The sequence below is a fragment of the Serratia sp. OS31 genome, from assembly GCF_014164835.1.
In the GTDB taxonomy this organism is placed as follows: Bacteria; Pseudomonadota; Gammaproteobacteria; order Enterobacterales; family Enterobacteriaceae; genus Serratia; species Serratia liquefaciens_A.
The window spans coordinates 99,712-123,514 of the sequence record NZ_JACJFQ010000013.1 but is presented as its reverse complement, the minus strand read 5'-3'; the positions used below and the strand labels follow the sequence as shown (position 1 = coordinate 123,514).

General features: G+C 54.1%; 24 protein-coding genes. 23 read left to right on the top strand and 1 reads right to left on the bottom strand.

Annotation, left to right across the window (positions count from 1 at the left end):
- Positions 1-993, bottom strand: a complete 993-nt coding sequence (gene asnA / locus H5P17_RS13245; RefSeq protein WP_182823397.1) for an aspartate--ammonia ligase — start codon at positions 991-993, stop codon at positions 1-3.
- Between the two features lie 155 nt (positions 994-1,148).
- Between asnA and asnC the strand changes: the two genes are divergently transcribed.
- From asnC to H5P17_RS13130, 23 genes are all read left to right on the top strand, one after another.
- Positions 1,149-1,610, top strand: a complete 462-nt coding sequence (gene asnC, locus H5P17_RS13240; protein ID WP_004950461.1) for a transcriptional regulator AsnC — start codon at positions 1,149-1,151, stop codon at positions 1,608-1,610.
- A gap of 97 nt (positions 1,611-1,707) precedes the next feature.
- A complete protein-coding gene (gene mioC / locus H5P17_RS13235) occupies positions 1,708-2,148 on the top strand; it encodes an FMN-binding protein MioC (RefSeq protein ID WP_012147574.1) in 441 nt (146 codons plus the stop codon).
- Positions 2,149-2,529: 381 nt separating this feature from the next.
- Positions 2,530-4,419 carry a tRNA uridine-5-carboxymethylaminomethyl(34) synthesis enzyme MnmG gene (mnmG, locus tag H5P17_RS13230; protein WP_182823395.1) on the top strand — a complete coding sequence of 630 codons (1,890 nt, stop codon included), beginning with the start codon at positions 2,530-2,532 and terminating at the stop codon, positions 4,417-4,419.
- Positions 4,420-4,556: 137 nt separating this feature from the next.
- On the top strand, positions 4,557-5,177 hold the full coding sequence (gene rsmG / locus H5P17_RS13225; protein ID WP_044554279.1) for a 16S rRNA (guanine(527)-N(7))-methyltransferase RsmG: 621 nt from the start codon (positions 4,557-4,559) through the stop codon (positions 5,175-5,177).
- 639 nt (positions 5,178-5,816) lie between these two features.
- Positions 5,817-6,200: a F0F1 ATP synthase subunit I gene (gene atpI, locus H5P17_RS13220; protein ID WP_020837704.1), complete on the top strand. Its 384-nt coding sequence runs from the start codon at positions 5,817-5,819 to the stop codon at positions 6,198-6,200.
- A gap of 21 nt (positions 6,201-6,221) precedes the next feature.
- The gene (atpB, locus tag H5P17_RS13215; protein ID WP_020837705.1) at positions 6,222-6,998 is read left to right on the top strand and encodes a F0F1 ATP synthase subunit A; all 777 of its coding nucleotides are present in this window, start codon (positions 6,222-6,224) and stop codon (positions 6,996-6,998) included.
- Between the two features lie 49 nt (positions 6,999-7,047).
- Positions 7,048-7,287: a F0F1 ATP synthase subunit C gene (gene atpE / locus H5P17_RS13210; protein ID WP_004093904.1), complete on the top strand. Its 240-nt coding sequence runs from the start codon at positions 7,048-7,050 to the stop codon at positions 7,285-7,287.
- Between the two features lie 57 nt (positions 7,288-7,344).
- On the top strand, positions 7,345-7,815 hold the full coding sequence (gene atpF, locus H5P17_RS13205) for a F0F1 ATP synthase subunit B (RefSeq protein ID WP_004950476.1): 471 nt from the start codon (positions 7,345-7,347) through the stop codon (positions 7,813-7,815).
- A 14-nt stretch (positions 7,816-7,829) separates the two neighbouring features.
- On the top strand, positions 7,830-8,363 hold the full coding sequence (gene atpH, locus H5P17_RS13200; protein ID WP_020837709.1) for a F0F1 ATP synthase subunit delta: 534 nt from the start codon (positions 7,830-7,832) through the stop codon (positions 8,361-8,363).
- Positions 8,364-8,375: 12 nt separating this feature from the next.
- On the top strand, positions 8,376-9,917 hold the full coding sequence (gene atpA, locus H5P17_RS13195) for a F0F1 ATP synthase subunit alpha (RefSeq protein ID WP_020837710.1): 1,542 nt from the start codon (positions 8,376-8,378) through the stop codon (positions 9,915-9,917).
- Between the two features lie 58 nt (positions 9,918-9,975).
- Positions 9,976-10,839 carry a F0F1 ATP synthase subunit gamma gene (atpG, locus tag H5P17_RS13190; protein WP_020837711.1) on the top strand — a complete coding sequence of 288 codons (864 nt, stop codon included), beginning with the start codon at positions 9,976-9,978 and terminating at the stop codon, positions 10,837-10,839.
- 32 nt (positions 10,840-10,871) lie between these two features.
- A complete protein-coding gene (gene atpD, locus H5P17_RS13185; RefSeq protein WP_020837712.1) occupies positions 10,872-12,254 on the top strand; it encodes a F0F1 ATP synthase subunit beta in 1,383 nt (460 codons plus the stop codon).
- A gap of 20 nt (positions 12,255-12,274) precedes the next feature.
- Positions 12,275-12,694, top strand: a complete 420-nt coding sequence (locus H5P17_RS13180) for a F0F1 ATP synthase subunit epsilon (protein ID WP_020837715.1) — start codon at positions 12,275-12,277, stop codon at positions 12,692-12,694.
- A 296-nt stretch (positions 12,695-12,990) separates the two neighbouring features.
- The gene (glmU, locus tag H5P17_RS13175) at positions 12,991-14,361 is read left to right on the top strand and encodes a bifunctional UDP-N-acetylglucosamine diphosphorylase/glucosamine-1-phosphate N-acetyltransferase GlmU (RefSeq protein WP_044554280.1); all 1,371 of its coding nucleotides are present in this window, start codon (positions 12,991-12,993) and stop codon (positions 14,359-14,361) included.
- A 154-nt stretch (positions 14,362-14,515) separates the two neighbouring features.
- Complete coding sequence (gene glmS, locus H5P17_RS13170) at positions 14,516-16,345, top strand: glutamine--fructose-6-phosphate transaminase (isomerizing) (RefSeq protein WP_182823393.1); 1,830 nt, start codon at positions 14,516-14,518, stop codon at positions 16,343-16,345.
- Positions 16,346-16,681: 336 nt separating this feature from the next.
- Entirely contained in the window at positions 16,682-17,722 is a 1,041-nt protein-coding gene (gene pstS, locus H5P17_RS13165; RefSeq protein ID WP_044554282.1) for a phosphate ABC transporter substrate-binding protein PstS, read from the top strand.
- A 91-nt stretch (positions 17,723-17,813) separates the two neighbouring features.
- A complete protein-coding gene (gene pstC / locus H5P17_RS13160; protein WP_020837720.1) occupies positions 17,814-18,770 on the top strand; it encodes a phosphate ABC transporter permease PstC in 957 nt (318 codons plus the stop codon).
- 1 nt (position 18,771) lies between these two features.
- On the top strand, positions 18,772-19,662 hold the full coding sequence (pstA, locus tag H5P17_RS13155) for a phosphate ABC transporter permease PstA (RefSeq protein WP_044554284.1): 891 nt from the start codon (positions 18,772-18,774) through the stop codon (positions 19,660-19,662).
- Positions 19,663-19,716: 54 nt separating this feature from the next.
- Positions 19,717-20,487, top strand: a complete 771-nt coding sequence (gene pstB / locus H5P17_RS13150; protein WP_369982368.1) for a phosphate ABC transporter ATP-binding protein PstB — start codon at positions 19,717-19,719, stop codon at positions 20,485-20,487.
- An 11-nt stretch (positions 20,488-20,498) separates the two neighbouring features.
- A complete protein-coding gene (phoU, locus tag H5P17_RS13145; protein WP_020837725.1) occupies positions 20,499-21,233 on the top strand; it encodes a phosphate signaling complex protein PhoU in 735 nt (244 codons plus the stop codon).
- Positions 21,234-21,399: 166 nt separating this feature from the next.
- Entirely contained in the window at positions 21,400-22,239 is an 840-nt protein-coding gene (locus tag H5P17_RS13140; RefSeq protein WP_182823391.1) for an ABC transporter substrate-binding protein, read from the top strand.
- Between the two features lie 78 nt (positions 22,240-22,317).
- A complete protein-coding gene (locus H5P17_RS13135; RefSeq protein WP_020837727.1) occupies positions 22,318-23,043 on the top strand; it encodes an amino acid ABC transporter permease in 726 nt (241 codons plus the stop codon).
- A gap of 1 nt (position 23,044) precedes the next feature.
- Complete coding sequence (locus tag H5P17_RS13130) at positions 23,045-23,785, top strand: amino acid ABC transporter permease (RefSeq protein WP_182823389.1); 741 nt, start codon at positions 23,045-23,047, stop codon at positions 23,783-23,785.
- Positions 23,786-23,803 lie beyond the last annotated feature (18 nt).

Below are 23,803 nucleotides of genomic sequence, written 5' to 3'. Positions count from 1 at the left end.
TTACAGAAGCCCTTCGACCTCGTCACGCACTTGCGGTGACCACACGCCGCACTGCACCTGACCAATGTGCGACAGTTGCAGCAACAGCATCACCAGGCGCGACTGGCCGATACCGCCACCGATGGTTTGCGGCATGTCGCCACGCAGCAGCGACTGATGCCACTCCAGTGCCAGACGATCTTCATCGCCGGTTTGTGCCAACTGGCGCTTCAGCGCACTGGCGTCAACGCGAATGCCCATGGACGAAAGCTCGAAGGCGTCCTGCAATACCGGGTTCCAGACCAGAATATCACCGTTCAAACCGGCCAGTCCTTCTGCCGCCGGTGTCGTCCAGTCATCATAATCCGGTGCACGAACATCGTGTGATTTGCCGTGTGACAGCTTACCGCCGATCCCGATCAGAAATACCGCGCCCAGTTCTTTGGCGATCGCCCGCTCACGGCCTTTGGCATCCAGTTCTGGGTAGCGTTGCAGCAGGGTTTCGCTGTGCACAAAATGAATCTGCTCCGGCAGGAACGGCGTTAAACCATATTCGCGGCTCACTTCAACTTCGGTGGCCTTAATCGCCGCATAAATGCTGCTCACGGTGCTTTTCAGGTAATCCAGGCTGCGCTCGCCATCGCCCATCACCCGCTCCCAGTCCCATTGATCGACGTAGACTGAATGGATCGCGCTCAGACGATCTTCATCAGGACGCAGCGCTTTCATATGGGTATACAGGCCTTCACCGGCGCCAAAATCGTAGCTACCCAACGTTTTACGTTTCCATTTCGCCAGTGAGTGCACCACTTCGAAGGTGGCTTCCGGCAGGGTTTTGACCTTTACCTGTACCGCTTTCTCACTGCCTGACAGGTTATCCTGGGTACCGTCACCCAGACGGCTGAGGATCGGCGCCTGCACTTCGATCAGGCCAAGCTGCTGTTCCAGCTGGCGTGAGAAGAAGGATTTAACCAGGCTGATTTGTTGTTGTTTTTGAATAAACTGTTTTTTCATTGCCGTATCTCTTATAAACCTGTCTCTGTTGCCAACGATTAAGCAACAGAACGGCATCGCAATTCAATATCCGTTAATCAATATTGCCTTTTCACTTTTAATCGTTCATTTTGATGCGGTAATAATTCAACAATCAGCAATTAGTGGGGGATTAAATGGCTGAAAATTATCAGATCGATAATCTCGATCGCGGCATTCTTAACGCTTTGATGGAGAATGCGCGCACGCCTTACGCCGAGCTGGCCAAGAACTTCGCCGTCAGCCCCGGTACCATTCATGTGCGGGTAGAGAAGATGAAGCAGGCCGGCATCATTACCGGAGCGCGGGTAGACGTGAATCCTAAACGCCTGGGCTACGACGTCTGCTGCTTTATCGGCATTATATTAAAGAGTGCTAAAGACTACCCTTCTGCGCTGAAAAAGCTCGAAAGCCTCGAGGAAGTGGTCGAGGCTTACTACACTACCGGCCACTACAGCGTGTTTATCAAAGTGATGTGCCGCTCAATAGATGCGTTGCAACAGGTACTTATCAACAAGATCCAGACCATTGACGAGATCCAGTCCACCGAAACGCTGATCTCGCTGCAGAACCCCATTATGCGTACCATCACGCCCTAGCCAATTAATTACTATACCCATATTATCCACAGGTAGATCCCAGCCGATTCACAGCGTACAATGCTGCCACTTTGAGAAGGCTGGGATCATTCATTTCATGGCAGACATTACTCTGATCAGTGGCAGTACGCTTGGCAGCGCCGAGTACGTAGCCGAGCACTTGGCTGAAAAACTGGAAGCGGCGGGTTTTACGACCGAAACCCTGCACGGCCCTGAATTGGATGAACTGACCCTGTCCGGGCGCTGGCTGGTGGTGTCTTCTACCCACGGCGCCGGCGATTTACCGGATAACCTGCAACCGCTGCTGGAACAAATAGAAGAACAGCTTCCTGACTTATCCCAGGTGCAGTTCGGCGCAGTCGGTTTGGGCAGCTCTGAATACGACACTTTCTGTGGTGCGATCCAACGGATCGACGATCTTCTGATCGCTCGCGGGGCGAAAAGGATCGGCGATCGGCTCGAGATCGACGTGACTGAACACGAAATTCCTGAGGATCCGGCAGAGGAATGGGTGAAAAACTGGATTAATTTACTCTAATTTGTTCAAAGATCACCCGAACGATTGTGGATAACTATGCTTAAAAGCAGGGTAAAAGCAGTAGTTATCCCAATAACAACCTTAGGTCGCTTTTTGTCCTGTGCATAACATGCCATTTAGATCCCAGCTTATAAGCCATAGGATCACCGATCATTCACAGCTAACGATCCTCCTTAATCCACTGATCTCAATCACGAATAGTCACTTATCCACAGAAGATCGCGATCCTAATAAGAGATCTAATAAAGAGATCTTTAAATAAAAAAGATCTTCTTTTAATTACCGACGATCCTGACCACTTGGTCGATCGACTAAACTTGAGTAGAATCGCCCTCCCCAGGGCAAACAACGATCGTTCGCAATACGGCGAGGTGCAGTTCCATGTTTTATCCAGAGCAATTTGACGTCATCATCATCGGTGGTGGCCATGCCGGTACCGAAGCCGCAATGGCTGCGGCACGCATGGGGCGTCAGACTTTATTATTGACACACAATATCGATACGCTGGGGCAGATGTCTTGCAACCCGGCGATTGGCGGTATTGGTAAAGGGCATCTGGTTAAGGAAATTGATGCACTTGGCGGCCTGATGGCCACGGCAATTGACCATGCCGGCATCCAGTTTAGGATACTAAACGCTAGTAAAGGGCCGGCGGTGCGAGCCACTCGTGCCCAGGCTGACCGCGTACTGTATCGCCAGGCTGTGCGCACCGCCCTGGAGAACCAGCCGAACCTGATGATCTTCCAGCAGCCGGTCGAAGATCTGATTGTGGAAAACGATCGCGTTGTCGGTGCGGTAACCCAAATGGGACTGAAGTTCCGTGCCAAAGCGGTGGTACTGACCGTCGGCACCTTCCTGGATGGCAAGATCCATATCGGTTTGGAAAACTACAGCGGAGGTCGCGCTGGGGATCCTCCTTCGATCTCGTTGTCACAGCGCCTGCGTGAATTGCCTCTGCGCGTTAATCGCTTGAAAACCGGTACGCCACCTCGTATCGATGCACGCACTATCGATTTCAGCGTTCTGGCGCCGCAACACGGTGATACACCGATCCCGGTGTTCTCGTTTATGGGCAATGCCGGGCAACACCCGGAACAAATGGCGTGCTACATCACCCATACCAACGAAAAAACCCATGACGTGATCCGCAATAATCTCGATCGCAGCCCAATGTATGCCGGGATCATCGAAGGGATCGGACCACGCTATTGTCCATCGATCGAAGACAAAGTCATGCGCTTTGCCGATCGTAATGCTCACCAGATCTTCCTTGAACCGGAAGGCCTGACCAGCAACGAAATTTATCCTAACGGCATTTCTACCAGCCTGCCGTTTGACGTCCAGATGCAGATCGTTCGTTCGATGGAAGGGATGCAGAATGCCCGCATCGTTCGTCCGGGTTATGCCATCGAGTATGATTTCTTCGATCCGCGCGATTTAAAACCGACGCTGGAAAGCAAATTTATCCAGGGCTTGTTCTTCGCCGGTCAGATCAACGGCACCACCGGCTATGAAGAAGCCGCTGCACAGGGCCTGCTGGCCGGTCTGAATGCGGGACGTTACGCCAACGAAGACGAAGGCTGGTCACCACGTCGCGATCAGGCTTACCTCGGCGTGCTGGTGGACGATCTCAGTACCCTGGGCACCAAAGAACCGTACCGCATGTTCACTTCACGTGCCGAATACCGCCTGATGCTGCGCGAAGACAATGCCGATCTGCGCCTGACCGAAAAAGGCCGCGAACTGGGCCTGGTGGACGATGCCCGCTGGGTGCGTTTCAGCGAAAAGCTGGAACACATCGAACAAGAACGCCAGCGCCTGCGCGACATCTGGATGCATCCGCATGCGGAGAACGTCGATCAGGTCAACGTACTGCTGAAAGCGCCGCTGTCGCGTGAAGCAAACGGCGAAGAGTTGCTGCGTCGCCCTGAAATGGATTACCAACAGTTGACCTCCGTGGCCGCATTTGCGCCGCCGTTGGCCGATACCCAAGCCGCAGAGCAGGTTGAGATCCAGGTAAAATACGAAGGCTATATCGCTCGTCAGCAGGAAGAGATCGAAAAACAACAGCGTAACGAAAACACCGTACTGCCGTTGGATCTCGATTATCAGCAAGTTTCCGGCTTGTCGAATGAAGTGATCGCCAAACTGAATGACCACAAGCCGAATTCGATCGGTCAGGCTTCACGAATCTCCGGCATCACACCGGCGGCGATCTCAATTTTGCTGATCTGGTTGAAAAAACAGGGCTTGCTGCGCCGCAGCGCATAAATCTTGCTTTTGGGTGACCGTTTGCCTACTTGATAGGCAAACGGCCGCTGACATCATCCCGTGCCTGAATTATCATGCTTGGCTTCTTGGCCAGCCCCAATTTGGCTAGTTGTTCCGCGCCAGTCAGAGGACACGTTGTGCAGAAAAAATTAGACTCGCTGCTGTTTGCAGCAGGCATTACGCTCCCCGATCAGCAAAAACAGCAATTGCTGGGGTATGTCGGCATGCTGGACAAGTGGAACAAGGCTTATAACCTCACCTCGGTGCGCGATCCGCAGCAAATGCTGGTACGCCATATTCTCGACAGCATCGTGGTAAACCCGCATTTGCAGGGCTCCCGTTTTATCGACGTTGGCACCGGCCCCGGACTGCCGGGTATTCCGTTGGCGATCGTTCGTCCTGATTCCCATTTCACCCTGCTGGACAGCCTGGGCAAGCGCGTGCGCTTTCTTCGCCAGGTGCAGCACGAGCTAGGCCTGACCAACGTTGAGCCGGTACAGAGCCGCGTTGAAGAATTCCCGGCCGAACCGCCGTTTGACGGCGTCATCAGCCGTGCTTTTGCTTCGTTGCAGGACATGCTGTCCTGGTGCCATCACTTGCCGGCGAAAGGGCAGGGGCGTTTCTATGCGCTGAAAGGGGTTCGTCCTGATGAGGAGCTGGCGCAGCTGCCGGAAGGTATTGAGCTTGAGTCGGTGGTGCGTTTGCAGGTGCCGGAACTCGAAGGTGAACGTCATTTGGTGATACTTAAAGCAAACTGAGTTTGTTTTTGATCAAATAAGCGTGAATTAAAAGGTAGTGCTCAGCGTAAATGTAAGCAGGCTAATCAAATGGCGATTTTTTTAGTTAATTTACTTTTTATTAACACAAAAATAGCCGCCAATTAGCGACAATAGAGTAATTGCAATTCGAAATAGTCACGTTAGCAACGATAAGTTAACGATTCTGCTTTGGCGCTAATGTTAATTTGCTGTTGTAATATTACACTCGAAGCTGTCAATAAAAGGTTTTTGCGGCGTAGATGGATTGTTTTTGAACGGTTAACTTGTAATATTTTGATTTATAATGTTTTTTGATCACTCAATTTGCTAAAGACGGTTTACACGTCGGTGAGTTATAAATCAGAAAGAGGCATTATTGTGAGCGGCTCCACGTTTCGTACTGTAACGCTGGAATAATCAGACAATTTAATGCGCCCTATTATTCCGACCGTTTTCTTGTGAAAATAGCCTGAAATGGGGGAATTTAAATAATTGTTCACCTTTTCGCTACTTATCGATTGAATTCGTTGGTATGCCCCGTATAATTTGCTCGTTTTTTGCTGCTTGACTCAGATCAGTAAAAACAGTTTTATACGTCACTCAGCATACCCCCTCTGGGGTACGGAGAGAACAAACGTCATGTCTGTGTCCCTTTACAGCGGAAAAGTTGCTCGTAAATTGCTGTTTCTGCAGTTAATGACTTTTGTTTTGATCAGCGCTGCCTTCGGTCTGAAAAGCCTGGAATGGAGCGGTTCGGCATTGGCGGGCGGTCTCGCTGCCTGGTTGCCGAGTACCATGTTTATGCTGTTTGCCTTGCGTCATCAGACGCAGACGCAGGCCCCCGGTCGGGTTGCCTGGTCGTTCGCCATCGGCGAGGGGTTAAAGGTCTTGATCACCATAGTTTTGTTGATCGTGGCGCTTGGGGTGTTCAAAGCGGAGTTTATACCGCTTGGCCTGACCTATTTAGCGGTGTTAGCGGTGCAGATTATCGCACCCGCCGTGATTAACAGTTACCGAAATTAACTAAATAAGGGTAGAGGCATCATGTCTGCAGAGGGATACAACAGTCCACAGGAGTATATCGGTCACCACCTGACGCAACTTCAGGTCGGGACTGGTTTTTGGTCGATTAACCTCGACTCGATGTTTTTCTCCGTTGTCCTCGGGGTTCTGTTCCTGGTGATTTTCCGTCGGGTAGCAAAAAACGCCACCAGCGGCGTGCCGGGTAAGCTGCAAACCGCAGTGGAACTGGTCGTCGGGTTTGTCGACAGCAGCGTACGCGACATGTACCACGGCAAGAGCAAGGTCATTGCACCGCTGGCGCTGACGGTGTTTGTCTGGGTGTTCCTGATGAACATGATGGACTTGATCCCGGTCGACTTCCTGCCGTTCATCGGTGCTCAGCTCGGTCTGCCTGCACTGCGTGTGGTACCTACGGCTGACGTGAACGTCACCCTGTCGATGGCGTTGGGCGTATTTATCCTGATTCTGTTCTATAGCATTAAAATGAAAGGCGTTGGTGGGTTCGTTAAAGAGTTAACCATGCAGCCGTTCAACCACCCTGTATTCATTCCTATCAACCTGATCCTTGAAGGTGTCAGCCTGCTGTCCAAGCCTGTTTCACTGGGCCTGCGACTGTTCGGCAACATGTATGCGGGTGAGTTGATCTTCATCCTGATTGCCGGCCTGTTGCCGTGGTGGTCACAGTGGGTCCTGAGCTTGCCTTGGGCTATTTTCCACATCCTGATCATTACGCTTCAAGCCTTTATTTTCATGGTTCTGACGATTGTCTATCTCTCGATGGCATCTGAAGAGCACTGATTTTCTTAAAACACTTGCACTTTTAAACTGAAACAAACTGGAGACTGTCATGGAAAACCTGAGTATGGATCTGCTGTACATGGCTGCCGCTGTGATGATGGGTTTAGCGGCAATCGGTGCTGCGATCGGTATCGGCATCCTGGGTGGTAAATTCTTGGAAGGCGCTGCACGTCAGCCTGACCTGATTCCTCTGCTGCGTACACAGTTCTTTATCGTTATGGGTCTGGTTGACGCCATCCCGATGATCGCTGTTGGTCTGGGTCTGTACGTGATGTTCGCTGTCGCGTAAGTAGAGAATTTCTCTACACTGAAACCACACTATTAACTTTTAAAGAGGCATTGTGCTGTGAATCTTAACGCAACAATCCTCGGCCAGGCCATCGCGTTCGTTCTGTTTGTCTGGTTCTGCATGAAGTATGTATGGCCGCCGATTATGGCAGCCATCGAGAAGCGTCAGGGAGAAATTGCTGACGGTCTCGCTTCTGCAGAACGTGCCAAAAAAGATTTGGACTTAGCGCAAGCCAATGCGACCGACCAGCTGAAAACTGCTAAAGCAGAAGCTCAGGTGATCATCGAGCAAGCAAACAAACGCAAAGCTCAGATCATGGATGAAGCGAAAGCCGAAGCCGAGCAGGAACGTAACAAAATCGTGGCGCAGGCTCAGGCTGAGATCGAAGCCGAACGTAAGCGCGCTCGTGAAGAGTTGCGTAAGCAAGTCGCGATGCTGGCAATTGCCGGCGCCGAGAAGATCATCGAACGTTCCGTGGATGAAGCTGCTAACAGCGACATCGTTGATAAACTGGTCGCTGAACTGTAAGGAGGGAGGGGCTGATGTCTGAATTTGTAACTGTAGCTCGCCCCTACGCCAAAGCAGCTTTTGACTTTGCCGTTGAGCATCAAAGCGTAGAGCGCTGGCAAGATATGCTGGCGTTTGCTGCTGATGTCACTCGCAATGAACAGATTTCTGAACTGCTGTCTGGCGCTATGGCGCCAGAGACGCTGTCCAAGACGTTCATCGCGGTATGTGGCGATCAACTCGACGAACATGGCCAGAACTTTATCCGTGTAATGGCCGAAAATGGACGTTTACTGGTTCTTCCTGCCGTGCTGCAGCAGTTCAACGAACTGCGCGCCTTGCTGGAATCCACCGTCGAAGTCGACGTGCTCTCTGCGAGCGCACTGAGCGACAAACAGCAGGCTAATATTGCCGCTGCGATGGAAAAACGTCTGTCACGCAAAGTTAAGCTGAATTGCAAAATTGACAAGTCTGTACTGGCCGGCGTAATTATCCGTGCTGGCGATATGGTGATTGATGGCAGCGTTCGCGGTCGTCTTGAACGCCTGACAGACGTCTTGCAGTCTTAAGGGGACTGGAGCATGCAACTGAATTCCACCGAAATCAGCGAACTGATCAAGCAGCGCATTGCTCAGTTCAATGTGGTGAGCGAAGCTCACAATGAAGGTACTATTGTTTCCGTCAGCGACGGGATCATCCGCGTACACGGTCTGGCCGAAGTTATGCAGGGCGAAATGATCGCACTGCCAGGCAACCGTTACGCAATCGCATTGAACCTGGAGCGCGACTCCGTAGGTGCCGTGGTTATGGGTCCGTACTCGGATCTGGCCGAAGGCATGAAGGTTAAATGTACCGGCCGTATTCTGGAAGTTCCGGTTGGCCGTGGCCTGCTGGGCCGTGTAGTTAACACCCTGGGCGCACCTATCGACGGTAAAGGCCCGGTTGATAACGACGGTTTCTCCCCGGTTGAAGCTATTGCCCCTGGTGTTATCGAGCGTCAGTCCGTAGATCAGCCGGTTCAAACTGGCTACAAATCTGTCGACGCCATGATCCCAATCGGCCGTGGCCAGCGTGAGCTGGTGATCGGCGACCGTCAGACCGGTAAAACCGCTCTGGCTATCGATGCGATCATCAACCAACGCGATTCCGGCATCAAATGTGTTTACGTGGCTATCGGCCAGAAAGCGTCTACCATCGCTAACGTGGTGCGCAAGCTGGAAGAGCACGGCGCACTGGCTAACACCATCGTTGTGGTGGCTACCGCGTCTGAATCCGCTGCACTGCAATACCTGGCGCCATATGCCGGTTGTGCGATGGGCGAATACTTCCGTGACCGCGGTGAAGATGCACTGATCGTTTATGATGACCTGTCCAAACAGGCCGTTGCTTACCGTCAGATTTCCCTGCTGCTTCGTCGTCCACCAGGTCGTGAAGCTTACCCAGGCGACGTATTCTACCTCCACTCCCGTTTGCTGGAGCGTGCTGCGCGTGTTAACGCCGACTACGTTGAAGCCTTCACCAAAGGTGAAGTCAAAGGCCAAACCGGTTCACTGACCGCTCTGCCGATCATTGAAACCCAGGCGGGTGACGTTTCCGCGTTCGTTCCGACCAACGTAATCTCGATTACCGATGGTCAGATCTTCCTGGAATCCAACCTGTTTAACTCCGGTATTCGTCCGGCGGTTAACCCGGGTATCTCCGTATCCCGTGTGGGCGGTGCAGCGCAAACCAAGATCATGAAAAAACTGTCCGGTGGTATTCGTACCGCGCTGGCACAGTACCGTGAACTGGCTGCGTTCTCTCAGTTCGCTTCCGATCTGGATGATGCGACCCGCAAACAGCTGAGCCACGGTCAGAAAGTGACCGAGCTGCTGAAACAGAAACAGTATGCGCCGATGTCCGTCGCACAACAGTCTCTGGTGCTGTTTGCCGCAGAACGTGGCTACCTGAACGACGTTGAAGTCGCGAAAGTCGTGAGCTTCGAAGCCGCTCTGGTTGCTTACGCAGACCGCGAGCATGCCGAGTTGCTGAACCACATCAACCAAACTGGCAATTTCAACGATGAGATCGAGGGCAAACTGAAAGCCGTCCTCGAGACCTTCAAGAAAACCCAGTCCTGGTAACGCTCAGCGGCCTGCAGTTGAAAGACAGCAGGCCGTCTGGCAATGAGGAGAAGCAGAGATGGCCGGCGCAAAAGAGATACGTAGTAAGATCGCGAGCGTGCAAAACACGCAAAAGATCACTAAAGCGATGGAAATGGTCGCCGCCTCCAAAATGCGTAAATCGCAGGAACGCATGGCGGCCAGCCGTCCTTATGCAGAGACCATGCGCAAAGTGATTGGTCACCTTGCGTTGGGTAATCTGGAATATAAGCACCCGTACCTGGATGAGCGTGACGTTAAGCGCGTCGGGTATCTGGTGGTGTCTACTGACCGTGGTCTCTGTGGCGGCTTGAACATCAACCTGTTCAAGCGTCTGTTGGCAGAGATGAAAGGCTGGTCCGAAAAAGGCGTTGAAGTTGATTTGGCGCTGATTGGCTCTAAAGCGGCCTCTTTCTTTGGCTCCGTGGGCGGCAACGTGGTTGCCCAGGTGACCGGCATGGGGGATAAACCTTCCCTGTCGGAACTGATCGGTCCGGTGAAAGTGATGCTGCAAGCCTACGACGAAGGTCGTTTGGACAAGCTGTACATTGTCAGCAACAAATTTATCAATACGATGTCCCAGGAACCACAGATTATTCAGCTGCTGCCGTTGCCGCCTTCCGATGACGGTGAGCTGAAGAAAAAATCTTGGGATTACCTGTATGAACCCGATCCAAAAGTGCTGCTTGATACCTTGCTGCGCCGCTATGTGGAATCGCAAGTTTATCAGGGCGTCGTGGAAAACCTGGCCAGCGAGCAGGCCGCACGAATGGTAGCGATGAAAGCCGCAACCGATAACGGCGGTAGCCTGATCAAAGAGCTGCAGTTGGTATACAACAAGGCTCGTCAGGCCAGCATCACTCAGGAACTCACCGAGATCGTTTCGGGAGCCTCCGCGGTTTAAGCTAGGTTTACGAATTACGTAGAGGATTCAAGATGGCTACTGGAAAGATTATCCAGGTAATCGGCGCCGTAGTGGACGTCGAGTTCCCTCAGGATGCCGTACCAAAAGTGTACAATGCTCTTGAGGTAGAAAACGGTACCGAGAAGCTGGTGCTGGAAGTTCAGCAGCAGTTGGGCGGTGGCGTAGTTCGCTGCATCGCGATGGGGACCTCAGACGGTCTGCGCCGCGGTCTGAAAGTGAACGATCTGGAACACCCAATTGAAGTACCGGTAGGTAAAGCTACCCTGGGCCGTATCATGAACGTATTGGGTGAACCAATCGACATGAAAGGCGACATCGGCGAAGAAGAACGTTGGGCGATTCACCGTCCGGCGCCAAGCTACGAAGATTTGTCCAACTCCCAGGATCTGCTGGAAACCGGTATCAAGGTTATGGACCTGATTTGTCCGTTCGCTAAGGGCGGTAAAGTTGGTCTGTTCGGTGGTGCTGGTGTTGGTAAAACCGTAAACATGATGGAGCTGATCCGTAACATCGCGATCGAGCACTCCGGTTATTCCGTGTTTGCAGGCGTGGGTGAGCGTACTCGTGAGGGTAACGACTTCTACCACGAAATGAACGACTCCAACGTACTGGACAAAGTATCCCTGGTTTACGGCCAGATGAACGAGCCACCGGGTAACCGTCTGCGCGTTGCTCTGACCGGTCTGACCATGGCGGAGAAATTCCGTGACGAAGGCCGCGACGTTCTGCTGTTCGTTGATAACATTTACCGTTATACCCTGGCTGGTACCGAAGTGTCCGCACTTCTGGGCCGTATGCCATCTGCGGTAGGTTATCAGCCAACGCTGGCGGAAGAGATGGGCGTTCTGCAAGAACGTATCACCTCTACCAAGACCGGTTCTATCACATCCGTACAGGCCGTTTACGTTCCTGCGGATGACTTGACTGACCCGTCACCAGCCACCACCTTTGCTCACTTGGATGCAACCGTGGTACTGAGCCGTAATATCGCTTCTCTGGGTATCTACCCGGCCGTTGACCCGCTGGATTCCACCAGCCGTCAGCTGGATCCGCTGGTAGTTGGCCAGGAGCACTACGATGTAGCGCGTGGCGTGCAGTCTATTCTGCAACGCTACCAGGAACTGAAAGATATCATCGCAATCCTGGGTATGGACGAGCTGTCAGAAGATGACAAACTGGTCGTATCCCGTGCGCGTAAAATCCAACGCTTCCTGTCTCAGCCGTTCTTCGTGGCAGAAGTCTTCACCGGTTCTCCGGGCAAGTTCGTATCGCTGAAAGACACCATTCGTGGTTTCAAAGGCATTATGGACGGCGACTATGACCACCTGCCTGAACAAGCGTTCTACATGGTTGGCGCCATTGAAGAAGCAGTGGAAAAAGCCAAGAAACTGTAACGCCTTGAGAGGAGGGTGATATGGCTATGACTTACCATCTGGATGTAGTCAGCGCGGAAAAACATATGTTTTCCGGCCTGGTGCAAAAGATCCAGGTGACAGGTAGCGAAGGCGAACTGGGGATTTTCCCTGGCCATGCGCCGCTGCTGACTGCCATCAAGCCTGGCATGGTGCGTATTGTTAAACAGCACGGTGAAGAAGAGTTCATCTACCTGTCCGGCGGTATCCTTGAGGTACAGCCGAGCGTGGTCACCGTGTTGGCGGACACTGCCATCCGTGGAACGGACCTCGACGAAGCGAGAGCGCTGGAAGCTAAGCGTAAAGCTGAAGAGCACATCCGTAGCTCTCATGGCGATGTCGACTATGCTCAGGCATCTGCGGAACTGGCGAAAGCGATCGCAAAACTGCGCGTTATCGAGCTCACCAGAAGAGCGATGTAACATTTTGGCGCGTGTATAACGCAACCAGAATTAAGAAAGCGGCCTATTTGGTCGCTTTTTTTTTGCTTTAAAATAAGGGTTTCAACCCGGTGGGCATTGTGATGTATAACCCTTGCAAGAGGCTAAAAATGTCTCCGATCGCCGACAGTTCCACCCTGGCTGAGGTTGCCTGAGTGTTAACTGCGGCGCGCCTAGTGCCCCATGGCTTGCGCCGGGTTCGTGAAGAGAAATATGTAGTAATATCGTCACTAAAGAGTTCTACTTTCGTCTATCAAAATGGAGTTATCAGGTTGCTTATGTCGAACAGCGCAATGAGTGTGGTGATCCTCGCCGCGGGCAAGGGAACACGCATGTATTCCGATCTTCCCAAGGTGTTACATCCGTTGGCCGGTAAGCCGATGGTGCAGCACGTCATTGATGCCGCGATGAAACTGGGCGCGAAAAACGTCCATTTGGTCTATGGTCACGGCGGTGATCTACTGAAAAAGACCCTGACCGACAGTGCGCTGAACTGGGTGCTGCAGGCCGAGCAGTTGGGAACCGGCCACGCCATGCAGCAGGCTGCACCGCATTTTGCCGATGATGAAGACGTGTTGATGCTGTACGGCGACGTTCCGCTGATCTCTGTCGATACCTTGCAGCGCCTGCTGGCGGCGAAGCCACAGGGCGGCATTGGTCTGCTGACCGTAAAACTGGCTGACCCGAGCGGCTACGGTCGTATCGTGCGCGAGCAGGAGACGGTGGTGGGGATTGTTGAGCACAAGGATGCCAGCGAAGCCCAGCGCCAGATCAATGAAATCAATACCGGTATCCTGGTGGCCAACGGGCGCGATCTGAAGCGCTGGCTGGGGATGCTGAACAACGACAACGCGCAGGGTGAGTTCTACATCACCGATATCATTGCGTTGGCGCATGCGGACGGCAAGAAAATTGAGGCGGTGCATCCGTCACGTCTGAGCGAAGTGGAAGGCGTGAATAACCGTCTGCAGCTGTCGCGGCTTGAGCGCATCTATCAGGCAGAACAGTCTGAAAAGTTGCTGCTGGCTGGCGTAATGCTGCTGGATCCGGCGCGTTTTGATCTGCGCGGGGAACTTGTGCACGGTCGCGACATCTCTATTGATGCCAACGTGATTATTGAAGGTTCGGTCAAGCTGGGCGATCGCGTGAAAATCGGTGCCGGCTGCGTGCTGAAAAACTGCGTGATTGGCGACGACTGCGAGATCAGCCCGTATAGCGTATTGGAAGACGCGGTACTGGCAGCAGAATGCACCGTGGGGCCATTTGCCCGTCTTCGCCCGGGCGCGGAGCTGGCGGTGGGCGCCCATGTCGGCAACTTCGTCGAAATGAAAAAAGCGCGCTTGGGTAAAGGCTCCAAAGCGGGCCATCTGAGCTACCTGGGCGATGCCGAGATTGGTGACGATGTGAATATCGGCGCCGGTACCATCACCTGTAACTATGATGGTGCCAACAAGCATAAAACCATTATCGGCGACGGTGTGTTTGTCGGCTCCGATACCCAGCTGGTGGCACCGGTCTCCGTCGGCAAAGGTTCTACCATCGCCGCTGGCACTACGGTTACCCGTGATATCGGCGAGGACGAACTGGTGCTGAGCCGCGTTAAGCAGGTGCATATCCAGGGCTGGCAGCGTCCGGTGAAAAAGAAATAAGCATTGTGTTTTGCGTTGGGCTCCGCGGGCGAGCCCAATACAAAACATAATAATCCCCATTCTCTACAGGCTCGGGGACGCACGGTAAAAACCGGCAAAATCAGGTCAAGACATCGAAAGCGCCCCGAAAGGCGTTTAATTAGGAATACAACTGATGTGTGGAATTGTAGGCGCAGTAGCGCAACGTGATATTGCAGAGATCCTGTTGGAAGGTTTACGCCGCCTTGAGTACCGTGGCTATGACTCAGCCGGTTTGGCAGTGGTGGATGCGGAAGGCAACGTTAACCGTTTACGCCGCGTGGGCAAGGTCAATAAATTGGCTGAAGCTGCGGAGCAACACCCTTTGCACGGCGGCACCGGTATTGCTCACACCCGCTGGGCTACGCACGGTGAACCTACCGAAGCGAATGCGCACCCGCATGTTTCTGATTACATCACCGTGGTGCATAACGGCATCATCGAAAACCACGAACCGCTGCGTGAATTGCTGATCGAACGGGGCTATCACTTCAGCTCTGAGACCGATACCGAGGTGATTGCTCACCTGGTGCATTGGGAACAGCTCCAGGGCGGCAGCTTGCTGGAAGTGGTACAGCGCGTGATCCCACAGCTGCGTGGCGCCTACGGCACCGTAGTAATGGATAGCCGTGACCCGAGTGTGCTGGTGGCTGCACGTTCCGGCAGTCCGCTGGTGATCGGCCGCGGCGTGGGTGAAAACTTCCTGGCATCCGACCAACTGGCGCTGCTGCCGGTGACCCGTCGCTTTATCTTCCTGGAAGAAGGCGACGTGGTGGAAATGACCCGCCGCACCGTCAACATTTTCGACAAACAGGGCAACGCCGTTGAACGTCCTGAGATTGAATCCCAGGTGCAATACGACGCCGGTGATAAAGGCGCTTACCGCCATTACATGCAAAAAGAGATTTACGAACAGCCGCTGGCGCTGAAAAACACCCTGGAAGGGCGTTTCAGCCATGGGCAAATCAACCTGAGCGAGCTGGGCCCGCGCGCCGATGAGTTGCTGGCGAAGGTACAGCATGTGCAGATCATTGCCTGCGGTACGTCATACCACTCTGGCATGGTTGCCCGTTATTGGTTCGAATCCCTGGCCGGTGTGCCTTGCGACGTCGAGATCGCGTCTGAATTCCGTTACCGCAAATCTGCCGTACGTCCGGGCAGCCTGATCATCACGCTGTCGCAGTCCGGCGAAACCGCCGATACCCTGGCGGCGCTGCGCCTGTCGAAGGAATTGGGCTACCTCGGTTCGTTGGCGGTGTGCAACGTGGCCGGTTCTTCGCTGGTGCGTGAATCCGATTTGGCGCTGATGACCAAGGCCGGGACTGAAATCGGCGTGGCTTCCACCAAGGCCTTCACCACCCAGCTGGCGGTGTTGCTGATGCTGGTGGCGCGTTTGGGCCGTCTGAAAGGCATGGCGGAAAGCGTTGAGCATGAAATCGTACATGGCCTGCAGGCGTTGCCGGCGCGAATCGAACAGATGCTGTCGATGGATAAAGAGATTGAAGCGCTGGCGGAAGGTTTCTCCGACAAGCACCATGCGCTGTTCCTCGGCCGTGGCGATCAGTACCCGATCGCCATGGAAGGTGCGCTGAAGCTCAAAGAGATCTCCTACATTCACGCGGAAGCCTATGCGGCCGGTGAATTGAAGCATGGCCCGTTGGCGTTGATCGATGCCGATATGCCGGTGATCGTGGTGGCGCCAAACAACGAACTGTTGGAAAAACTGAAGTCCAATATCGAAGAAGTTCGTGCGCGTGGCGGCCAGCTGTACGTGTTCGCCGATCAGGACGCCGGTTTCGTCAGCAGTGAAGGCATGACCATCATTCCATTGCCGCACGTAGAAGAAATCGTGGCACCTATCTTCTACACCGTGCCGTTGCAGCTGCTGTCTTACCATGTGGCACTGATCAAAGGCACCGACGTTGACCAGCCGCGTAACCTGGCGAAGTCTGTCACCGTAGAGTAATCCGCATCTGTTAGTGTCTAAAAGCCGGCCGTTGAGCCGGCTTTTTTCATGGCGAAATAAAATATGACAGGCGTGCGACAGTCGGGATAAAAGTTGTCATATTCAAGCGGATAGCGGCGATGGAAAGGGTTTTTTTATTGATTAATTACTGAGTGGTTTTATCTGTAACTATTTGATTTTAATTTGATAATGGTCTTGGGTTTGTTGTTGTAATATAACTGTCATATTTCGTACATTTTACTGTCACCAAACTGTCCTATTTTCCCTCCTGCAGCAATACTTACTCTGATGAAAACGACTCGAAGTCGATTTTTGAATATCCCATTAGGAGGGATTATGAAACTGATGCGTACCACCGTCGCCAGTATTGTGGCAGCGACTTTCTCCCTGACCGCCGTGTCCGCGTTCGCTGCTGCTAGCCTGACCGGTGCAGGTGCGACATTCCCCGCTCCGGTTTATGCCAAGTGGGCAGATTCTTATCAGAAAGAAACCGGCAACAAAGTTAACTATCAGGGCATCGGCTCTTCCGGCGGCGTGAAGCAAATCGTCGCCAACACCGTTGACTTTGGTGCTTCCGACGCGCCTCTGACTGATGACAAGCTGGCGGCCGATGGCCTGTTCCAGTTCCCTACCGTAATTGGTGGCGTGGTGCTGGCCGTTAATATCCCGGGCATCAAATCCGGTGAGCTGACCCTGGATGGGAAAACCCTGGGCGATATCTACCTGGGTAACGTGAAGAAATGGAACGACCCGGCGATCACCAAACTGAACCCAGGCGTCAAGCTGCCGGATCAGAACATTGCTGTGGTACGTCGCGCTGACGGTTCCGGCACCTCTTTCGTGTTCACCAGCTACTTGTCTAAAGCCAACGCGCAGTGGAAAGAGAAAATCGGCGCAGGCTCAACCGTTAACTGGCCAACCGGTCTGGGCGGCAAGGGCAACGACGGCATCGCCGCATTCGTACAGCGTCTGCCAGGCTCCATCGGCTACGTTGAATACGCGTATGCCAAACAAAACAACCTGGCCTACACCAAGCTGATTTCTGCCGACGGCAAAGCGGTTAGCCCGACAGAAGAGAGCTTCAGCGCCGCGGCTAAAGGCGTGGACTGGAGCAAAACCTTCGCGCAGGATCTGACTAACCAGAAAGGCGACAACGCCTGGCCAATCACCTCCACCACCTTCATCCTGGTGCACAAAGAGCAGAAAAACCCCGCTCAGGGCACCGAAGTGCTGAAATTCTTTGACTGGGCGTACAAAACGGGCGCCAAACAGGCTAACGACCTGGATTACGCCACTCTGCCGAACGAAGTTATCGAGCAGGTGCGTGCAGCATGGAAAACCAACGTAAAAGACAGTTCCGGTAAAGCGCTGTACTAACAACGCAGGGGCGCGTGATCTGCGCGCCCCACTCAGTTTTTCAGGGCTCAATCCAGGTTGGGCCTGCCAGGGTTAACACAGAGAGTGATCTATGGCTGAGTACAAGCCGACCATAAAAGCACCGAGTAAAAATGGTGACGTCATCTTCAGCGCGCTGGTTAAACTGGCGGCGCTGATTACCCTATTGTTGCTGGGCGGCATTATTGTTTCGCTGATCTTCGCCTCCTGGCCGAGCATACAGAAATTCGGTTTCTCCTTCCTGTGGACCAAAGAGTGGGACGCCCCTGCCGAGCAGTTCGGTGCACTGGTACCGATCTACGGCACCGTCGTCACCTCGCTGATCGCATTGATTATCGCCGTCCCCGTCAGCTTCGGCATCGCGCTGTTTCTGACCGAGCTGGCGCCAAACTGGCTGAGACGCCCGCTGGGTATCGCCATTGAGCTGCTGGCGGCGATCCCGAGTATTGTTTACGGCATGTGGGGCCTGTTCGTGTTCGCCCCGCTGTTTGCCGAATATTTCCAGACCCCGGTCGGCGACGTGCTGTCCGGTATTCCGATTGTCGGTGAGTTGTTCTCAGGTCCGGCGTTCGGTATCGGTATTCTGGCTGCCGGGGTGATCCTGGCGATTATGATTATTCCTTATATTGCCGCCGTAATGCGCGACGTGTTCGAACAAACCCCGGTGATGATGAAAGAGTCGGCCTACGGCATCGGCTGCACCACCTGGGAAGTGATCTGGCGTATCGTGTTGCCGTTTACCAAGAATGGCGTGATTGGCGGTGTGATGCTCGGCCTGGGCCGTGCGCTGGGGGAAACCATGGCGGTGACCTTCATCATCGGTAACACCTACCAGCTCGACAGCGCTTCACTGTATATGCCGGGCAACAGTATCACCTCTGCACTGGCCAACGAATTCGCCGAAGCCGAATCGGGCGTGCATACCGCCGCGTTGATGGAACTGGGGCTGATCCTGTTTGTTATCACCTTTATCGTGCTGGCGCTGTCGAAGTTGATGGTGATGCGCCTGGCTAAGAGTGAGGGACGCTAACGTGACGACTATGGATATGCAAAATAGCGTAGAGCTGCTGGAAAGCCGCCGCAAGATGCAGGCCTGGCGTCGCCAGAAAAACCGACTGGCCCTGTTCCTGTCGATGGCGACCATGGTGTTTGGCCTGTTTTGGCTGGTGTGGATCCTGTTCTCTACCGTGACCAAGGGCATCGACGGCATGTCGCTGGCGCTGTTCACCGAAATGACCCCTCCGCCCAATACCGCAGGCGGCGGCCTGGCTAACGCCATCGCCGGTAGCGGCCTGTTGATCCTGTGGGCTACCGTGTTCGGTACGCCGTTGGGAATCATGGCCGGCATTTACCTGGCGGAATATGGCCGTAAATCCTGGTTGGCGGAAGTTATCCGCTTTATTAACGACATTCTGTTATCGGCACCGTCGATTGTAGTGGGCCTGTTCGTGTACACCATCGTGGTGGCGAAGATGGAGCACTTCTCCGGTTGGGCCGGGATCATCGCGTTGGCATTGTTGCAGGTACCGATCGTGATCCGTACCACTGAAAATATGCTGAAGCTGGTACCTGATACGCTGCGCGAAGCCGCTTATGCGCTGGGCACGCCGAAATGGCGCATGATTTCCGCCATCACGCTGAAAGCCTCGGTTTCCGGCATCATCACCGGCGTGCTGCTGGCGATTGCGCGTATCGCCGGGGAAACCGCACCGCTGCTGTTTACCTCGCTGTCGAATCAGTTCTGGAGCACCGATCTGATGCAGCCGATTGCCAACCTGCCGGTGACCATTTTCAAATTCGCCATGAGCCCGTTCGCCGAATGGCAAGAGCTGGCTTGGGCCGGGGTGCTGTTGATTACCCTGTGCGTACTGCTACTGAATATCCTGGCGCGTGTTGTTTTCGCCAAGAAAAAGCATTCATAAAATTTTGAGCGCTGCCGTGGCGGCGCTGATGAAAAGAGAGAAGTCTTGATGAGTATGGTTACTGACGCTTCCAGCAGCAAAATTCAGGTACGCGATCTGAACTTCTACTATGGCAAATTCCATGCGCTGAAAAACATCACGCTGGATATCGCCAAGAACAAGGTCACCGCGTTTATCGGCCCGTCCGGCTGCGGCAAATCTACCCTGCTGCGCACCTTCAACAAAATGTATCAGCTGTACCCCGAGCAGCGTGCCGAAGGCGGCATCCTGCTGGATGGGCAGAACATTCTGACCGACAACTCGGATATCGCCCTGCTGCGCGCCAAGGTCGGCATGGTGTTCCAGAAGCCGACGCCGTTCCCGATGTCGATTTACGACAATATTGCCTTCGGCGTGCGCCTGTTTGAAAAGCTGTCACGCGCCGACATGGATGAGCGCGTGCAGTGGGCCCTGACCAAGGCGGCGCTGTGGAACGAGACCAAGGACAAGCTGCACCAGAGCGGTTACAGCCTGTCGGGTGGCCAACAGCAACGTCTGTGCATCGCCCGCGGCATCGCCATTCGTCCGGACGTGTTATTGCTGGACGAACCTTGCTCGGCGCTGGATCCGATTTCCACCGGTAAGATTGAAGAGCTGATCAGCGAGCTGAAGTCTGACTACACCGTGGTGATCGTAACCCACAACATGCAGCAGGCCGCGCGTTGTTCTGACTCCACGGCATTTATGTATCTGGGCGAACTGATCGAGTTCAGTGATACTGATAATCTGTTCACCGCGCCACAGAAAAAACAGACCGAAGACTACATCACCGGCCGTTATGGTTGATAGGATGCATCATGGATAACCTGAATTTAAATAAGCACATTTCCGGCCAGTTCAACGCAGAACTGGAGCATATCCGCACCCAGGTATTGACCATGGGCGGGCTGGTGGAACAGCAACTGACCGACGCTATCACCGCGATGCACAATCAGGACGGTGAATTGGCCAAGCGCGTGATCGAAGGCGACGCAAAGGTCAATATGATGGAAGTGGCGATTGACGAAGCCTGCGTGCGGATCATTGCCAAACGCCAGCCAACCGCAAGCGACCTGCGTCTGGTGATGGCGATCATCAAAACCATTTCCGAGCTGGAACGCATCGGCGACGTGGCGGACAAGATTTGCCGCACCGCGCTGGAGAAGTTCTCGCATCAGCATCAGCCCCTGTTGGTCAGCCTGGAGTCGCTTGGCCGCCATACCGTGCAGATGCTGCATGACGTGCTGGACGCCTTCGCGCGCATGGATTTGGATGAAGCGATCCGGATTTACCGTGAAGACCGAAAGGTCGATCAGGAATATGAAGGCATCGTGCGCCAGTTGATGACCTACATGATGGAAGATACGCGTACTATCCCAAGCGTGCTGACCGCGTTATTCTGTGCCCGTTCGATCGAGCGTATCGGTGACCGCTGCCAGAACATTTGCGAATTTATCTTCTATTTCGTCAAAGGTCAGGACTTCCGTCATATCGGTGGCGACGCGCTGGAAAAGCTGCTGTCATCCGACGGAAAAGACGATAAAAAAGAGTAATTTCCCCCGAGAGTTACCCCTGAAGGCGCAGAAAACTGCGCCTTTATGCTGTTTAAAATCCTTAAAGACAAAAAGGTTATAAATATAGCTTTTTATATTATTTCCTGACCTAAGTGGGTCTTGCTAGCTTAGCAGCCAGCAGGACATCAACCCTTAGGAGCTCCCCATGAAACATCGCGCTTTGGCCTTAACCTTATTAGCCAGCCTGACCAGCCTCGCCACCGGCGCCGCACATGCGGACAAACTCGACGACATCAAGAAAGCCGGCGTAGTGCGTATCGCGGTGTTCGACAGCAATCCGCCGTTCGGTTATATCGACCCGCAGAGCAAAAAGCTGGTGGGTTACGATGTGGATGTCGCCGATGCGATCGGCAAAGCGCTGGGCGTGAAGGTTGAGCTGCGAGCCACCAACCCGGCCAACCGTATTCCTTTGCTGGTCTCGAAAAAGGTCGACCTGATTGCCGCTAACTTCACCATTACCGACGAGCGCGCCAAGGAAGTGAACTTCAGCGTGCCGTATTTCGCCACCGGCCAGAAATTCATCGCCCATAAAGGCGTGCTGAAAACCCCGGAAGATATCAAAAAGCTGCGTATTGGCGCGGACAAAGGCACGGTGCAGGAAATTACCCTGCGCGAGAATTATCCGACGGCGAAAGTGATCTCTTACGACGACACTCCGCTGGCGTTCGTGGCGCTGCGTAACGGTAACGTGCAGGCGATCACCCAGGATGACGCCAAGCTGGTGGGCCTGCTCGGCAACCTGCCGGCCGCCCAGAAAGCTGACTTCGAGATCTCGCCGTTCAGCATTACCAAAGAGTACCAGGGGGTTGGCATTCCCAAAGGCGAAGATCGCCTGACCGCCAGCGTTAACGACACGCTGATCAAACTGGAAAAGGACGGCGAAGCGGTGAAAATCTACAATCGCTGGTTCGGGCCGGAAACCAAAACCGCTCAACCGCGCGGCGACTTCACTATCGCTCCTCTGGATCAGCAGCCTAAGGCCTGATTCTGGGGATCGTGATGTCAGAACGGAGGGGCGCAGCTTGCTGCGCCCTTGGCGCATGGTGCAAGACAAGGATTAGGCATGAATTTGCAACAACTCTCAGACTGGCTGCTGGCGCCGCAGTATCTGAGCTGGTTATGGGATGGCTTCCTGCTGACGCTGTGGCTTTCCGCCTGTGCGAGCCTGGCAGCCACGCTGCTGGGCTTTTTACTGACGGCGATGCGTGACAGCCGCCTGAGGGTACTGCGCTGGCTGGCGGTCGGTTACAGCTCACTGTTTCGCAATACGCCGCTGCTGGTGCAGCTGTTCTTCTGGTATTTCGCCGCCGGGCAGATTTTGCCATCCGCCGCCATGCAGTGGCTGAATACGCCACACCACATCGGCCCGCTTGAGTGGCCCTCGTTTGAATTTCTGGCCGGTTTCTTCGGCCTGACGCTTTACTCCACCGCTTTTATCGCCGAAGAGATCCGCTCCGGTATCCGTGGCGTCGCCAGCGGACAAAAGTACGCCGCCAACGCGCTGGGGCTGACCGGATGGCAGGCCATGCGCTATGTGGTACTGCCGCAGGCGCTGAAAATTGCCATGCCGCCGCTGCTGGGCCAATACATGAACGTAATAAAAAACTCCTCGCTGACCATGGCGATCGGCGTAGCTGAACTTTCCTATGCTTCGCGTCAGGTAGAAACAGAGACGCTACGTACCTTCCAGGCCTTTGGCGTGGCGACGGTGTTGTATATCGCCATCATTGCGCTATTGGAAGGCTGGGGCATGTGGCGGCAGCAGCGTAAACCGCTGGGAGGACATTAAGATGGATTTCAGCATCATTGGCGATAACCTCGGGTATCTGCTGTGGGGGACCTGGCCGGAAGGGCCACTGGGCGGTGCGGCATTGACGCTGGCGATCAGCCTGATGGCGGGGGTGGCTTCGGCGGTTCTCGGCACCCTGCTGGGAGTGGCATTGGCGATGTCACGCGGCGTGGCGGCCGGGTTGTTGGCGGCGGTTTTGGGCTTTTTCCGCGCAATTCCGGTGATCATGCTGATTTTCTGGACCTATTTCCTGCTACCCATCGTTTTTGGCGTAGATATTCCGGAAATTACCACGGTGGTTTGCGCTCTGGCGTTGATCGCCTCCGCTTATCTGGCGCATGCGGTGAAAGCCGGCATTGCCGCCATCGGGCCGGGGCAGTGGCAGGCCGGGTTATCGTTGGGCCTGACTCGCTGGCAAACGCTGTGGCTGATCGTGCTGCCGCAGGCGCTGCGCATGATGGTGCCGTCGTTTATCAACCAGTGGATTTCGCTGATCAAGGACACCTCCCTGGCCTATATCGTCGGCGTCGGCGAACTGACCTTTCTGGCGACCCAGGTCAACAACCGCAGCATGGTGTATCCGATGGAGGTATTCCTGTTTATCGCGTTAGTGTACTTCGTGTTCTGCCTGGCGTTGGATCTGCTGGCCAATGCGGTCAATCGCCGCTACAGCCCGCAGACCCGGGCTGTAAAACGATCATGGCGCTGGTGGCGCAACAAACCGCCGTTACCGGCTAGTTAAAACTGGTTTGTCGTACTG